The sequence below is a fragment of the Lysinibacillus sp. S1 genome, from assembly GCF_044986265.1.
Taxonomy (GTDB): Bacteria; Bacillota; Bacilli; order Bacillales_A; family Planococcaceae; genus Lysinibacillus; species Lysinibacillus capsici.
This window is the reverse complement of the sequence record NZ_CP173154.1, coordinates 3,250,213-3,264,747: the sequence shown is the minus strand read 5'-3', so window position 1 is coordinate 3,264,747 and position 14,535 is coordinate 3,250,213. Positions and strand designations below refer to the sequence as shown.

General features: G+C 36.9%; 15 protein-coding genes and 1 tRNA gene. 2 read left to right on the top strand and 14 right to left on the bottom strand.

The window, feature by feature from the left end; translation table 11 throughout:
* Nucleotides 1–4: 4 nt before the first annotated feature.
* From ACHZEU_RS16275 to groES, 5 genes are all read right to left on the bottom strand, one after another.
* Entirely contained in the window at nt 5–1,015 is a 1,011-nt protein-coding gene (locus tag ACHZEU_RS16275) for an ABC transporter substrate-binding protein (RefSeq protein WP_048394931.1), read from the bottom strand.
* Between the two features lie 10 nt (nt 1,016–1,025).
* The gene (locus ACHZEU_RS16270) at nt 1,026–1,787 is read right to left on the bottom strand and encodes an ABC transporter ATP-binding protein (protein WP_048394930.1); all 762 of its coding nucleotides are present in this window, start codon (nt 1,785–1,787) and stop codon (nt 1,026–1,028) included.
* Nucleotides 1,788–1,791: 4 nt separating this feature from the next.
* A complete protein-coding gene (locus ACHZEU_RS16265) occupies nt 1,792–2,871 on the bottom strand; it encodes an iron ABC transporter permease (RefSeq protein WP_009374126.1) in 1,080 nt (359 codons plus the stop codon).
* Nucleotides 2,872–3,224: 353 nt separating this feature from the next.
* Nucleotides 3,225–4,856 carry a chaperonin GroEL gene (groL, locus tag ACHZEU_RS16260; protein ID WP_036075467.1) on the bottom strand — a complete coding sequence of 544 codons (1,632 nt, stop codon included), beginning with the start codon at nt 4,854–4,856 and terminating at the stop codon, nt 3,225–3,227.
* A 129-nt stretch (nt 4,857–4,985) separates the two neighbouring features.
* Nucleotides 4,986–5,270, bottom strand: coding sequence for a co-chaperone GroES (gene groES / locus ACHZEU_RS16255; RefSeq protein ID WP_004224358.1), 285 nt, complete (start codon nt 5,268–5,270; stop codon nt 4,986–4,988).
* A gap of 189 nt (nt 5,271–5,459) precedes the next feature.
* On the opposite strand from groES, the gene ACHZEU_RS16250 reads away from it, so the two are divergent.
* Entirely contained in the window at nt 5,460–6,206 is a 747-nt protein-coding gene (locus ACHZEU_RS16250) for a type II CAAX endopeptidase family protein (RefSeq protein ID WP_319839681.1), read from the top strand.
* Between the two features lie 77 nt (nt 6,207–6,283).
* On the opposite strand, the gene tatC is transcribed toward ACHZEU_RS16250, so the two are convergent.
* The 3 genes from tatC to ACHZEU_RS16235 all read right to left on the bottom strand — a co-directional run bounded on the left by tatC (nt 6,284) and on the right by ACHZEU_RS16235 (nt 8,112).
* Nucleotides 6,284–7,108 carry a twin-arginine translocase subunit TatC gene (gene tatC / locus ACHZEU_RS16245; RefSeq protein WP_404803563.1) on the bottom strand — a complete coding sequence of 275 codons (825 nt, stop codon included), beginning with the start codon at nt 7,106–7,108 and terminating at the stop codon, nt 6,284–6,286.
* A 17-nt stretch (nt 7,109–7,125) separates the two neighbouring features.
* Nucleotides 7,126–7,311: a twin-arginine translocase TatA/TatE family subunit gene (locus ACHZEU_RS16240; protein WP_008176991.1), complete on the bottom strand. Its 186-nt coding sequence runs from the start codon at nt 7,309–7,311 to the stop codon at nt 7,126–7,128.
* Between the two features lie 165 nt (nt 7,312–7,476).
* Nucleotides 7,477–8,112: a redox-sensing transcriptional repressor Rex gene (locus tag ACHZEU_RS16235; protein WP_004224350.1), complete on the bottom strand. Its 636-nt coding sequence runs from the start codon at nt 8,110–8,112 to the stop codon at nt 7,477–7,479.
* A 253-nt stretch (nt 8,113–8,365) separates the two neighbouring features.
* Here ACHZEU_RS16235 and ACHZEU_RS16230 point away from each other — a divergent pair, with 253 nt between their 5' ends.
* Nucleotides 8,366–10,309, top strand: coding sequence for an ATP-binding cassette domain-containing protein (locus ACHZEU_RS16230; RefSeq protein ID WP_404803562.1), 1,944 nt, complete (start codon nt 8,366–8,368; stop codon nt 10,307–10,309).
* 434 nt (nt 10,310–10,743) lie between these two features.
* On the opposite strand, the gene tsaD is transcribed toward ACHZEU_RS16230, so the two are convergent.
* The 6 genes from tsaD to ACHZEU_RS16200 form a co-directional block, all read right to left on the bottom strand.
* The gene (gene tsaD / locus ACHZEU_RS16225) at nt 10,744–11,760 is read right to left on the bottom strand and encodes a tRNA (adenosine(37)-N6)-threonylcarbamoyltransferase complex transferase subunit TsaD (RefSeq protein WP_048394920.1); all 1,017 of its coding nucleotides are present in this window, start codon (nt 11,758–11,760) and stop codon (nt 10,744–10,746) included.
* Nucleotides 11,760–12,212 carry a ribosomal protein S18-alanine N-acetyltransferase gene (gene rimI / locus ACHZEU_RS16220; RefSeq protein ID WP_048394918.1) on the bottom strand — a complete coding sequence of 151 codons (453 nt, stop codon included), beginning with the start codon at nt 12,210–12,212 and terminating at the stop codon, nt 11,760–11,762. Before rimI ends, tsaD begins: the two co-directional genes overlap by 1 nt.
* Nucleotides 12,205–12,912, bottom strand: coding sequence for a tRNA (adenosine(37)-N6)-threonylcarbamoyltransferase complex dimerization subunit type 1 TsaB (gene tsaB, locus ACHZEU_RS16215; protein WP_048394916.1), 708 nt, complete (start codon nt 12,910–12,912; stop codon nt 12,205–12,207). Before tsaB ends, rimI begins: the two co-directional genes overlap by 8 nt.
* A complete protein-coding gene (tsaE, locus tag ACHZEU_RS16210; RefSeq protein ID WP_048394914.1) occupies nt 12,909–13,358 on the bottom strand; it encodes a tRNA (adenosine(37)-N6)-threonylcarbamoyltransferase complex ATPase subunit type 1 TsaE in 450 nt (149 codons plus the stop codon). The genes tsaB and tsaE overlap by 4 nt, the downstream gene beginning before the upstream one ends.
* 179 nt (nt 13,359–13,537) lie before the next feature.
* Nucleotides 13,538–13,876: a hypothetical protein gene (locus ACHZEU_RS16205; protein WP_048394912.1), complete on the bottom strand. Its 339-nt coding sequence runs from the start codon at nt 13,874–13,876 to the stop codon at nt 13,538–13,540.
* Between the two features lie 467 nt (nt 13,877–14,343).
* A tRNA-Asp gene (locus ACHZEU_RS16200) sits at nt 14,344–14,419 on the bottom strand.
* Nucleotides 14,420–14,535 lie beyond the last annotated feature (116 nt).

Below are 14,535 nucleotides of genomic sequence, written 5' to 3'. Positions count from 1 at the left end.
TGTTTTATTTAAATAAGTCTGGATACATTTCTTTTGCTAATGCTTCCATTCCATCAATTGTGTTATAGCCATAGCCAAACATGTAATTGTAATCTACAATATACATTTGTTTATTTTTAATAGCCTTCATGCTTGATAGTTTAGGATTCGCATAAATTTCTTCACGTACTTTTGTCAAATCAGAACCGTCCCAGTTAGGAAGAATTAATACATCTGGATCTGCTGCAATTAATGTTTCAACACTTACATCGCCTGTTTCATCTTTAAAAATATTATCTAATTTAACCATTTTAAATGCATCATTAAAGAATGTTTCATCGTGTGCTGGATAAACAAAAAGCTCTTTTGGATCATTTGTATGCAAATAGGCAAATGTTTTTTCTTCTTTTATACTTTCTAATTTTGAGGAAATATCTTGTTGTCGACCTTTTAATTCTTTAATAAAGCTATCTGCTTTGTCTTGAACATTAAAAATTTCACCAATATTCTTTATATCTTTATAAATAGAATCATATGTGCCGCCTGTTACGGATGACTCTAAAACATATGTTTTTACACCCATTTCATTAAGCGAATCTACTGTCCCTACTCCCCATTCAGCATTATCAAATAAGCCACCACGACCAAATACTAAATCAGGATCAGTACCTAATGTAACCTCTTTCCCAACATATTCATCACTTAAAATATTTAGCTTAGCATACTCTTCTTCAACAGCTTTATCAACTGCACCAAAGTTTGCACCAACACCAACGATTTTATCGCCTAATCCTAAATGTAATAATAATTCTGCAGCTGGGCGTGTATTTGCCATAATTCTTTCTGGTGCTTTATCAAATACTTGATCTTTCTTTTCCCATGTTGATCCACCTTCAGCCTTTGTAAAGTTCTCAATTGTCAGTGGATAATGCTCTTTTGTTTGTTTTTCCTTAGATGTATCTTTTGATGTGTTACCGCAGGCTGTTAATGTTAATAAAGCCGCTAAACCAATTCCTAATAATAATTTTTTCTTCATGTTTTTCCTCCTACAGTCCATATGCAAAGCCTAATCCATTCGTCACTGGATTAGTAAACGTTTGACATTTGATATGATATAAAGCTTCTATTGTTTCTGGTGTTAAAACTTCTTGGGGTGTACCATGTGCATAGATTTCACCATCTTTTACTGCATAAAGATAATCACAGTAATGTGCTGCCATTTCTAGATCATGAAGAGCTGCTAAAACACCGATATTTAAACTTTTTACACAGGATAGTATTTCAATTTGATAGCGAATATCTAAATGATTTGTTGGTTCATCCAAAATCATAAATTTAGGCTGCTGGGCAATCGTTCTAGCTAAAATAACCCTTTGCTTTTCACCACCAGATAGTGAAAGAAAACTGCGCTCTCTATAAGATTGTAAATTCGTTCTTGTCAATGCCTCTTCTACGATGTCAAAATCCTTTTGGTTATCTGACTCTAGGATTTTTTTATGAGGTGTTCTACCTAACATCACCATTTGTTGTACCGTTAAATCAAAGTGCATTTCATTGAATTGTCCAACTACACCTAAGTGTTGAGAAATCTTTTTTTCGGCGCTTTTTAAAACATCTAAATCATCTAAGAAGACCATCCCTTTTTGAGGTACTAGGCTTTTATAAATGCTTTTCAGTAAAGTTGATTTTCCGCATCCGTTTGGTCCGATTAAGCCCACAAATTGTTGCTTATTCACATGAATGGATACGTTTTTTACGATTTCCTTTTTGCCGATTTTTACTTCTATTTCCTTTGCTACTAATTCCATTGTTCTACCCTCCGAAGTTGTAACCTTTTTTTACAATCATATAGATAAATAATGGTGACCCAATGACAGAAGTAATAATACCAATAGGTAATTCCACATTTTGGATTAATGTTCTAGACAGAATATCAGCCCAAATCATGAAAAGGCCTCCTAAGAGCAATGTTCCTAACATTAATCGTTTGTGATCTGCCCCGAAAATACCTCTTGTGATATGTGGAATAATTAAACCAACAAAACCGATCATACCTGCATAAGCGACCATCGTTCCTGTAATAAGCGAGGTAAGAATCATATATAATTTACGATAAGCACTTAAATTGATCCCTAAGGTGATAGCTGATTCATCCCCAAGTAGCATTGTGTTTAGCACACGATGTTGGAAAAGGAATAATGCAGCTCCTAGTACAATCACGATTGTTAAAATTGGTGTTTTGTCCCAGCTGGCAGATGCTAAACTCCCCATAGACCAGAACGTAACAGTTTTAATGCCCTCTGCATTATTGGCAAAAAAGATGATAAGGCTTGAAAACGAACTACATAATGCACCGATAACAACCCCTGATAAAACCAATTTTACTGAGGTTGCTTTACCTCCAATGCTGGATAAGATAAGCACTGCCATAGAGGTAATCATCGCCCCTGCAAATGCACCAAAGGCTACTCCAAATTGTGCTAACAATGCACTACTCCCAAAACCAACTAGAATAGCAAAGGTTGCACCTAATGACGCTCCTGAAGAAATACCAAGTATGTATGGATCAGCAAGCGGGTTTTGGACAACTGCCTGCATGACAGCCCCACACAATGCAAGACCGACACCAATCAATAAGGCAAAAACCACACGCGGCATTCTGACCTGTAGAATAATATTCAAATAGGATTCACTTTCCACACTATCAAGTGTTCCAAGTTTTCCATTGGATATAGTATGTAGCAAAATATCCATCGATTGCTTGAAAGGAATGCTGACTTGTCCTATTGATACAGAAAAAACGGCAGATATTAAAATAGAGACTATTAAAAGCAAGATAATAACATAATAAATATTGCCCATTCCTATTCTGTTAGCTTCCTGTCTATCCAAAATTTCACCTCTATCTATTAAACTTTTAGTTAATGATAACGATTATCATTTTCATTTTGTATTGTAAGTGATAATCCATTGAAAAACAACAGGAAAATTTTTAATTATAGATTATGCATACATTCAGTAGATAAATATTCCACTACTGGCGGGTTTTAATTCGCTAAAATTATTGTTCCGATAGAAATTAAAACAGCTCATTGTAAATTCCGGATATTATATAGCGAAGAAAATTTAAGGATTTTTATTTAAACTCTGTTCTAATAAAAAATCAAAATAAAAAACCACTTTCCATAAAACTATGGAAAGTGGTCATATTACTTAAAAGATTGTGCTTATAGACTAACTAAATCTTACATCATTCCTGGCATACCGCCCATGCCGCTCATATCTGGCATTGCCGGTGCTGCTTCAGGGATATCTGCTACAACCGCTTCTGTTGTTAAGAATAGGGCTGCAACTGATGCTGCGTTTTGTAAAGCTGAGCGAGTTACTTTTGCTGGGTCTACTACGCCTGCTTCCATCATGTTTACCCATTCGCCAGTTGCTGCATTGAAACCAATGCCAACTTCTTCACGTTTTAGACGATCTACGATAATTGAGCCTTCAAGACCAGCATTATTAGCAATTTGACGAACTGGTTCTTCTAAAGCACGTAGAACGATTTTCACACCTGTAGCTACATCGCCTTCTACTGCTTCAGCCGCTTTTTCCACTGCTGCATAGACGTTAAGAAGTGCTGTACCACCACCTGATACGATACCTTCTTCAACAGCCGCACGAGTTGAGTTTAAAGCATCCTCAATACGAAGTTTACGCTCTTTCAGCTCTGTTTCTGTTGCAGCACCAACTTTGATAACTGCTACACCACCTGCTAATTTAGCAAGACGTTCTTGTAATTTTTCTTTATCGAACTCTGAAGTAGTTTCAGCAAGTTGTGCTCGAATTTGACCAATGCGTGATTCAATTGCGTCTGCTCCGCCTACACCTTCAACGATTGTTGTGTTGTCTTTTGTTACAACAACTTTTGCTGCACGACCAAGTGCAGAAATATCAGCTGATTTTAGGTCTAAGCCTAATTCTTCTGTAATCACTTGTCCACCTGTCAGGATAGCAATATCTTCAAGCATTGCTTTACGTCGATCACCGAAGCCTGGTGCTTTTACTGCTACAGCATTAAATGTACCACGAAGTTTGTTCACAACAAGTGTTGCAAGAGCTTCACCTTCTACATCTTCAGCAATCATTAAAAGTGGACGACCTTGTTGCACCACTTGCTCTAATAATGGTAATACTTCTTGAATGTTTGTAATTTTTTTATCAGTAATTAAAATGTATGGGTTATCAAGAACCGCTTCCATTTTATCTGTATCAGTTACCATGTAATGAGACGCATAGCCACGATCAAACTGCATACCCTCTACTACATCTAGCTCTGTTGTGAAGCCTTTTGATTCTTCAATTGTAATAACACCATCGTTACCAACGCGCTCCATTGCTTCAGCGATTAGTTGTCCAACTTCATCATCAGCAGCAGAAATAGCAGCAACTTGTGCAATTTCTTCCTTATTGCTTACTGGGCGAGAAATAGCGTGTAATTCAGTAAGTGCTGCAGCAACTGCTTTATCGATACCTTTACGGATACCTACTGGATTTGCGCCAGCTGTAACGTTTTTCAAGCCTTCACGAATAATTGCTTGAGCTAATACTGTTGCTGTAGTTGTACCATCACCAGCGATTTCGTTTGTCTTAGAAGCAACTTCTGCTACTAATTTTGCTCCCATGTTTTCGTATGGGTTTTCTAGTTCGATTTCTTTAGCGATTGTCACACCATCATTTGTAATAAGTGGTGAACCGAATTTTTTTTCTAAAACAACATTACGTCCTTTTGGTCCTAATGTTACTTTTACTGCATTTGCTAATTTATCTACACCTTGTAACATTAATGAACGAGCGTCTTCTGAGAATTTAATATCTTTTGCCATGAGAATTTACCCTCCTGAAATGGAATATTCGTTAAGCTTCTTCAATATATTTATATCAATTTCACCTTATTGTCACATTTGTTATGCAAACAATAAGTATTCACCTTACGTAAGGTGCCTTTAAAGTTCTTATTCAATAATTGCAAGAATATCGCTTTCGCGTAAAATTAGGTATTCATTACCTTCAAATTTAACTTCTGTGCCAGCGTATTTAGAGAAAATAATGCGGTCGTCAACTTTAACGTCAAGCTCTACACGTTGCCCGTTCTCTAATACACGACCTGTCCCAACTGCTACTACTTTACCTTCTTGTGGTTTTTCTTTTGCAGAGTCAGGTAGTACAATACCGAATGCAGATTTTTCTTCTACCTCGATTAGTTCAATTACAATACGATCTCCTAGTGGTCTTAACAAGTGAAACAACCTCCTAATAATTAAATAATTGTTGATATTTATTAGCACTCTATATCAATGAGTGCTAACACAATTATTATGATAATCAATCACTCTTTTTTTTGCAAGTCAGAACTTCGAAAAATTTTGTTTTCTTTCCATATTCCTCTACAATAGAAAGGAAGCATATGAATGGAAAGGATTTTGACTGTGACTAATTCTCAAAAAGTAACGAAACATAAAAAAACAGCCCTGTATGTTTTGCTGATTTATATCTTGATGCAAATCTCTAGCAGATGGTTGCTCTTACCGTTCCATAAGCTCATCATGAAGGTAACTGGTTTAGCTTCTGAACAAGCAGCTCCTATTACTCAAGGTTGGTATATTGCCTTAAGTTTTGCTGTAGCGCTCATTTTAAGCTTAATCCTTACATCTCGAGATAAAGCATTTTGGAACATTTATCAAGGAAAAAAAGAAACGATACCTCTTACAATTGTGTGGGGAATCATCGGCTTCTTCCTAGTGTTCTTTGGACAAATGATTGGTGCAGCTATTGAGATGGCTGTTTTCGGTATTGAAGGAGGCTCACAAAATACTGCAGATATTGTCGCGATAGCTAAAGGTGCTCCCATCGCCATATTAGCAATTGTTGTATTCGGGCCAATCTTAGAAGAATTCGTCTTCCGTAGAGTGATCTTTGGCTCGCTTGTCCAAACAACAAATTTCTGGGTGGCAGCAATTGTGAGTGCCATTTTCTTTGCGATTATCCACTTCGACTTCTCACATATCTTGCTTTATACCATCTGTGGTTTAATTTTCGCCTTTTTATATCACAAAACAAAGCGCATTTGGACGTCTATTATTGCACACGTCATGCTTAATGGATTTGTGACACTTGTACAATTCTATGCGGAACCATTGCAAAAGTTTCTTCAAGAACTCGAAAAAATGCAATAAATTTTTGTAAAGCGCTTGTAAGATGCAAAAATAACACAAAAGCTCGGTGTCCCATTTAGGGCACCGAGCTTTATTTATTACTGTTGATTCAATTCTTCTATTTGTCGTCGTTGCTGCTCAAGTGCTTCTTCAATCTGGCGCTTTTGCTCCGCTTCCTGTTCTTCTTTTAATCGAATCTCTTCGGATTTAAGATATTTCTTATAGCCTATTCGTGAAATCATAATACTAATTTCATACAAAATAAACAGCGGAACTGAAACCATTAAATGCGAAGCCAACTCAGGTGGTGCAATAATCGCAGCACATACAAATAAACCGAAGTACGAATATTTACGAATACGAATTAGTAATTCCGGACTTAATATGCCAATTCGTGAAAAGAATAAAACAACAATTGGAAACTGGAAAAGGAAACCGAACGGTATTGTAAGCTTAAACAAGAATGTAAAATACTCATGTATACCAATGGTTTGCTGTATCTCCAAATCATTCGATAAATTCATCATGAATTTGATGACATATGGGAATAGTAAAAAGTACGAAAAAGATAACCCTGCAAGAAACAATAAAAATGAATACGGAATATAGCTTAGAGTTGCTTTACGCTCTACTTCCCTTAATCCAGGGCTAATAAACGACCATAATTGATACATCAACACGGGTGATGAAAGAATAAATGCAATTATAAAAACAACTTGTATATAAATTGCAAGTGGTGTGACTACATCAAATGCATGAAGCTCTATATTATATTTGGCTCCAGTCATTTGAAGGTATTTTACAAGTGGCTTTGCGACAAAAAAGGCGCCGGCCATAGCTAGAACAAAGAAAACGGCAACAATGAACAGCCGTTTTCTTAATTCTTCTATATGCTCAATGACAGTTAGATCTTTTGGATTCATTCCTCAAACATCCTAACTTACTTATCTAGTTCTTTCTTTTTCTTATCATCATCATCTTCGTCGGCTAAACCTTTAGTAGCATTTTTGAATTCACGTAATGTTGAACCAAATGCCTTACCAAGCTCTGGTAACTTTTTAGGACCAAAAATTAGTAACGCGACAACTCCGATAATAATGAGGCTCATAGGACCAATACCACCCATTACAGCCACCTCCTCTTTATATCCATCATTTTAACGCATATTTCGCCATTTTGCTAACTAATTATATGTGAAAGTTTTTCGTCACACTCACTGATTTGACCTCATTTTATTTAAATTATCTATTTGACAGAAACGGTGAATTACACTAAAAAATATGTATGGTTTTCACTCTTCCTGATTACGTATTAAATAAATAAGCGCTTGCAACTCTACCGATAAATCGATTGTTAAAAGCTGCATTCTATCAGGTACTGTTAATCGCTCTGGCGTAAAGTTTAAAATTCCCTTTGCATTCATGGCTGCTAAGCGATCCGCCATTTTTTGAGCGGAGCGTGGTGAAACGGTTAAAATAGCAAGCTCTGCACCGTATTCTGCATATTTTTCTTCCAATAAATCTGGATGAAAAACCGGAATGTTACTGATCATTTTGCCATCCTTCGGTGCTTTTGAATCGAATGCTACCACAATATGTGTATTATGGTTTTTTTGAAAATTATATTTTAATAATGCACTGCCTAAATTCCCCACACCAATTAACGCTACTTTTGTCGTTTCATGTTGATCAAGCGTCTGGCTAAAAAATTGTAATAGATGCTGCACATCGTAGCCATAACCTTTTTTCCCAAGTGCACCAAAATAAGAAAAATCACGGCGAATAGTTGCAGAATCTATTTTCATCGCTTCACTCAATTCCTTCGACGAAATACGTTCCATACCTTCTTGTGCAAAGTTTTGAATAAATCGATAGTAAAGAGGAAGTCTTTTTGTAGTGGCTTGTGGAATTTTTAATTCTTGTTTCAAACTTTTTCCTCCTTATGATGTACCTCCATCAATTTTACTGTCTTTAACTACTAATTTTAATACATTCATCCTTAACAATATACAACATTTTTGCAATCCCCTGCTGTATTTCTCTTTAGTTAATGGCGCCTTATACGCAGCTAACTAAAAAGAAATCGTTTCAATCTTACATGACTGCTAGGAATAAGTAAAGCACGGACATTGCATGCAAATCGTTCATCCATTACACTAAGGTAGAATTGAGGTGTCAAGAATGATTGTTTTACAGGTCAATCAACTAACTAAATCCTTTCTTGCAGATGAAATTTTAAGTGGTGTTAAATTAGAAGTTCAACACCGTGACCGTGTTGCCTTAGTAGGACGAAACGGTGCAGGTAAATCTACTTTATTAAAAATAATTGCTGGTCAAATGTCTTATGATTCAGGTGATATCATTATCCCAAAGGATATTCAAATAGGCTATTTAGAGCAACATGCAGGATTAAACTCTACGCTAACAATTTGGAATGAAATGATGACTATATTTGAATCTCTTTTAGCCCAAGAACAGCTGCTACGCTCACTTGAACAACAAATGGCTGATCCTACTGTCTATGAAAACCCTACTATGTATGCGAAAGTTATGTCGGAATACGATCAATTACAGCATACGTTTAAAGATGCAGGTGGCTATCAATATGAATCAGACATACGGTCAGTCCTTCATGGTATGCAATTTTATTCCGAAGACTATGACAAACCCATCAGTTCCTTATCTGGTGGACAGCGCACACGTTTAGCACTTGCTAAGCTCTTACTTAGTAAACCAGATCTTTTAATTCTCGATGAGCCAACGAACCATTTAGATATCGAAACACTATCTTGGTTGGAATCCTATTTAAAGGGCTATGAAGGCGCTATTTTAATTGTTTCCCATGACCGCTACTTCTTAGACCAAGTCGTTTCTATTGTCTACGAAGTATCTCGTCATCGCGTTACCAAATATCCGGGTAATTATAGTGCATATCTAGATGAAAAAGCTAAAAATTATGAGCGTGATGTCAAACTCTTTGAACGTCAGCAAGATGAAAAGGCCAAGCTAGAGGATTTTATCCAAAAAAATATTGCACGTGCTTCTACAACAAAAATGGCACAAAGTCGACGTAAAATGCTTGAACGTACCGAGTGGATGGAATCGCCGGATGGTGATGAGAAATCCGCTAGTTTCGGTTTCACGATTGAACGTCAAAGTGGAAATGATGTTTTATCTGTTGATGAATTAACGATAGGTTATAACGATCGTACCATTTCTAGTGGGATAAACCTCCGCACTTTTCGTGAGGATCGTATTGCCCTTGTTGGACCAAACGGAGTTGGTAAATCGACATTATTAAAAACAATTGTAAAAGATTTATCCCCTCTTGGAGGTAGTATTCGTTATGGTACGAATGTACAAATCGGCTACTATGATCAAGAGCAAGCAAAGCTATCGAGCAATAAGAGTGTCCTAAAAGAATTATGGGATGAATGGCCACTCATGAACGAAAAAGATATTCGAACTGTATTAGGGCGTTTTCTTTTTAGTGGTGAAGATGTGGATAAAGCTGTATCCTCTTTATCGGGCGGTGAAAAAGCACGCCTTGCACTCGCAAAGCTAATGATGCAAAAGGCTAATTTCTTAATTCTAGATGAGCCTACCAATCATTTGGACTTAGATAGCAAAGAGGTATTAGAAAATGCCTTGATTGATTCTCCAGGTACGCTTCTATTTGTCTCACACGACCGCTACTTCATTAATCGTATCGCAACAAAAGTGGTGGAGTTATCTGGAACGGGTTCATTTGAATATTTAGGTGACTACGATTATTACGTTGAGAAAAAGCAGGAACTATTGGAGCTAGCACAAATGAAGGCTGCCTCCCAACCACAAGTACAGCAAGACCTACCTGATAAAACCTCTACATCAAAAATTGATAAAGAAGCAAAAAAGCGTGAACGTCAAATTAGACGTACGATTGAAGATTTAGAAAGCAAGATGCAAGAAACATCTGCTATTGTTGCAAGACTAGAAGAAGCTCTTTGTGACTCTGCCATTTTTACCGACCATGAAAAAATTTCAATGCTTCAAGCAGAATTAGCAACTGCTAAAGAACAGCATGAGCTATTAGAATTAGAATGGCTTGAGTTAAATGAAGAACTTGAAAATATTAGTATGTAAATGATGTAAGCCATGTGAAAGGTCACATGGCTTTTTCTTTACTTGTCTTCATTTTTCATATATATTGGTCAAGTGCTATTTTTCGACAAAAAATGCCCACAGTTTTATTCACACTACAAATCTAGTAGTACCAACATATCAACAGAGTTTTCCACATTGTCCACAATGAAAATTTATTTTATCCACATTCTATCGTATAAAACCAGCTACTATATATTGAATAATCACAAGTTATACACAAGTTATCAACAATTTGTGCATAAGTACGCGTGTTCGCCATTTAATTCGCTCCTTTACCTGTGGATAATTTTCTGAAAAATTTGTCAATTGTGATGCCTCTACTGACTATTCCCTTAGCACGGTTCTTTTTTATCAACAATTATTCGACAATTAAAAAAAGAGATATCTAAAAATATAGATACCTCTTTCTTACACTATACCCAGGATTTTAACTCCATTCCTGGACGTCCATTCATCATTAAGTTTCCTCGAATACCAGCCTCAAACATCGGCATAGCTGCTGCGCCAATCATTGCCGCATTATCAGTACACAATTTAAGCGGCGGTACAAAAAACGGGATACCTTCCTCTTCAAATACAGTCTCCAAAGAAATTCGCAACCCCTTATTTGCTGCTACACCTCCAGCTGCAATAACCTGTTTCACCTGATATTCGCGAGCAGCACGTAATGTCTTAGCAGTCAGTACTTCAACAACACTTTCCTGAAAGCCCTTGGCGACAGCTGCTGGTGAAATAGCTTCACCTCGTTGATCCATATTATGTTTATAATTGATGACAGCTGATTTTAAACCGCTAAAGCTAAAATCATATGAATCCTCTTCCAACCATACTCTTGGAAAAGGAACAGCCTCTCCTTCCTCATGAGCAAGACGATCAATATGTGGCCCACCAGGATAAGGTAAATTTAAAACACGCGCCACTTTATCATAAGCTTCACCAGCTGCATCATCTCTTGTTTCACCAATGACCTCAAAAGAGCCATGTTCCTTCATATAGACAAGCTCTGTATGACCGCCTGAAACTACTAGTGCTAATAAAGGGAACTCCATCGGCTGAACAAGCGCATTGGCATAAATATGCCCTGCAATATGATGCACACCTACAATTGGTAGGTTATTCGCAAAGGCAAAAGCCTTCGCTGCATTAATGCCAATCAACAATGCCCCTACAAGACCCGGACCCTCTGTAACAGCAACCGCATCCAAATCTACCGGCTTTAAATTTGCTTGAGCTAATGCTTCTTCAATTACCATCGTAATTTGTTCAACGTGATGGCGTGATGCAATTTCAGGAACAACGCCACCAAATCGCTTATGACTCTCTATTTGAGAAGCAACAACATTCGACACGATTTCATGACCATTTCGTATAATCGCTGCAGCTGTTTCATCACAGCTTGATTCTATTGCTAATATCAATCCATTATTCATTATAAATTCACCCACATGACAAGGGCATCCTCCCCGTTATCCGTATAATAGCCTTTCCGTATACCACCATCTTGGAATTGGAGCTTACGATAAAGATTTTGTGCAACTGTGTTCGTTACTCGTACCTCCAATGTCATAACCTCCATTCCATGTAAACGAGCTATTTGCATTGCCTCACGCATTAATCCCTCGCCTATACCTCGTCCACGAGCTGCCTCAATAACAGCTACATTCGTAATTTGGGCTGCATCTATAACCATCCACATCCCGCAAAAACCAATAATACGTCCACTTGCATCAACAGCCAGCACATAATGGGCATACTGATTTTCATGTACTTCATAGTAAAAGGAATCCAACGTCCAAGGTACAGGAAATGAAGCTACTTCAATTTCATAAACTGCTGGTACATCATCAGAAACCATTTTACGATAAGTTACATCACTACTCATGTTCTTTCTCCTTCTGTTCTTTCAGCCAATTTGCTTCAGCCTCTGCAATTCGTTTATATTGTGGGACAAAGTGATGAGTAGCTTCAACACTCGGTAATTCCACTTTAGTTCCTACACGAATAACTTCCGTTGCACGTGGCAAGTCAAGACTAAAAGGTGCACGAAAAGCGTTATCGCCAAGCTCCTCTACAATGTTATCCCAAAATAAGCCCACATCTGTTCCTACAAATAAAATAGGTGCATCTAATGCCCTTAAACGCTCTAATAAATCAGCGATATGTGCATGATGATCCTCCACAAGAGCCTCTAGAGTCACTCCTTGATAAACAGCTGTATAAACATTATCTCTTCTTGCATCAAAAATTGGACAAATTAATCCATTATAAAGGGTAGCATTTGCAGCTAATGCTTTTAAGCTAGAGACACCAACTAAAGGTATCTGTAATGTCCATGCTAGGGTTTTCGCTAATGTTACACCTATACGGACCCCTGTATACGAACCTGGCCCTTCAGACACTGCAATAACATCCAAGTCGCCTGCCTTCAAACCTGCTCTTGCTAATACCTCTTCAATAGCGGGCATTGCGCCTGCTGAATGTGTTAATTTTATATTTTGTACCAGCTCAGCTACCACTTTTCCATCCCTCACAATAGCAACGGAAAGTGGTGTATTCGCTGTTTCTATTCCTAACCAAATCATTTCATTAGCTCCTCACATAGTGCCTCATAGCGTTCCCCACTAGGTATTAACACAAATCGTCGTTCATTGTCTCCGATTCGATAAATCTCTATCGCTAATCGATTCCGTGGCAAATCCTGTTCTATTAAATGCGCCCACTCTACCACTGATACTGCATCTCCATAAAATAATTCATCCCAACCAAGGTCCTCGTCACTTTCAGCCAAACGATAAACATCTAAATGATTGAAGGGTAAACGTCCTTCATACTGTTTAATGATTGTAAATGTTGGACTGTTGACCGTTCTTTTCACACCAAGCCCTTTTGCTAAGGCCTTCGTAAACGTTGTCTTGCCTGCACCCAAATCTCCTTCTAATGTAATTGTATCTTGAGCTTCTAGTAATTTTGCAAGTGTCACGGCAAAACGCTCTGTATCATCAACTGAATTCATGATTATTTCATACATTCTCATTTTTCCTCTCATCACTACATTACCTCTAGTTTACCTAAACTAGCGAAAATGTTCAAAGCATCCAATATCATTATATCCTACATAGATTATCTTCGTTAAAAAGCCTAATTTTATGACATGGTAGCCATTTAAATAAAAAAACACGCCTTCTTTTACAAAGACGTGACAACTATTTATCTGTTTGAATGACCTTTCACTGCTATGATTTCTTTGCCAATTAGTTTATCATCCTTAAATTTTACTATATAGGCCTGTGTCATCAAGATTTCATCATTCCAACGATATTCATTATTTTTGATTTTTTTACCTGCGCCGCCTGCTGCTTCTACTACCTCAATATATGACATATCATTTTTTAATTTCTCAAATTCTACTTCGTTCATATTTTTTTGCCAGTGATACGCATTTGATTCTTCAATCTCCATAATAGGATCTCCACAGCCTACCATCATTATCATGGAACCAATAAGCAAAGGGAAATAAATACTTTTAAAAGAATAATCTTTGCTCATATAAACACCTCCGTAGCCAATCCGATTACATCTACTTTTTTACCCCTAATCTTTATATTAGAAACATCTCTAATTTTACCTTATAGAAACGCTATCATTTATCGGTAATTTTTACTATTTTTAGATAATGTTAAATATATGAAATTCGCTATGTTTATGGCAATATTATCGATCATTTCACAGCGATTTAAGCCATTTTTTAGATACACTTGATATGTTTTAGGGAAATAGATGTTGTTTATGAAATAATAAAGGGAAGTTGGTCTCAAATACTTCACAAAATGTTATGCTTTTAGCCTCTGTGTTTCTACTAGGCAGTGTTGATCCTTTCGACATTATTCATTTGTCATGTAATTTCTACTTAATTTACTGATAAACTCCTGAAAGATGAATTGGATCCATACTCCAATCACATACAAAAAAGTCCCTATGATGTAAAATCATAAGGACTGTAATATCAATTTAAATGGCGGTCCCGACCGGGATCGAACCGGCGATCTCCTGCGTGACAGGCAGGCATGTTAACCGCTACACCACGGGACCTCTTTAAGACATTTATAAATATATCATAGAAAATATAGATATACAATATCTTTTTTCACATTTTTTTAATATATTTTCCACATAATCAACATCTACTTTCATATAAGCTCTAAACA

Bases quoted from the DNA above. Each gene is read 5' to 3' on its own strand.
- ACHZEU_RS16275 (WP_048394931.1), bottom strand. From the start codon at position 1,015: ATGAAGAAAAAATTATTATTAGGAATTGGTTTAGCGGCTTTATTAACA.
- tsaD (WP_048394920.1), bottom strand. From the start codon at position 11,760: ATGAATAATGGATTGATATTAGCAATAGAATCAAGCTGTGATGAAACA.
- tatC (WP_404803563.1), bottom strand. From the start codon at position 7,108: ATGAATCCAAAAGATCTAACTGTCATTGAGCATATAGAAGAATTAAGA.
- rimI (WP_048394918.1), bottom strand. From the start codon at position 12,212: ATGAGTAGTGATGTAACTTATCGTAAAATGGTTTCTGATGATGTACCA.
- ACHZEU_RS16270 (WP_048394930.1), bottom strand. From the start codon at position 1,787: ATGGAATTAGTAGCAAAGGAAATAGAAGTAAAAATCGGCAAAAAGGAA.
- ACHZEU_RS16240 (WP_008176991.1), bottom strand. From the start codon at position 7,311: ATGGGTGGTATTGGTCCTATGAGCCTCATTATTATCGGAGTTGTCGCG.
- ACHZEU_RS16230 (WP_404803562.1), top strand. From the start codon at position 8,366: ATGATTGTTTTACAGGTCAATCAACTAACTAAATCCTTTCTTGCAGAT.
- tsaE (WP_048394914.1), bottom strand. From the start codon at position 13,358: ATGTATGAAATAATCATGAATTCAGTTGATGATACAGAGCGTTTTGCC.
- ACHZEU_RS16205 (WP_048394912.1), bottom strand. From the start codon at position 13,876: ATGAGCAAAGATTATTCTTTTAAAAGTATTTATTTCCCTTTGCTTATT.
- groL (WP_036075467.1), bottom strand. From the start codon at position 4,856: ATGGCAAAAGATATTAAATTCTCAGAAGACGCTCGTTCATTAATGTTA.
- tsaB (WP_048394916.1), bottom strand. From the start codon at position 12,912: ATGATTTGGTTAGGAATAGAAACAGCGAATACACCACTTTCCGTTGCT.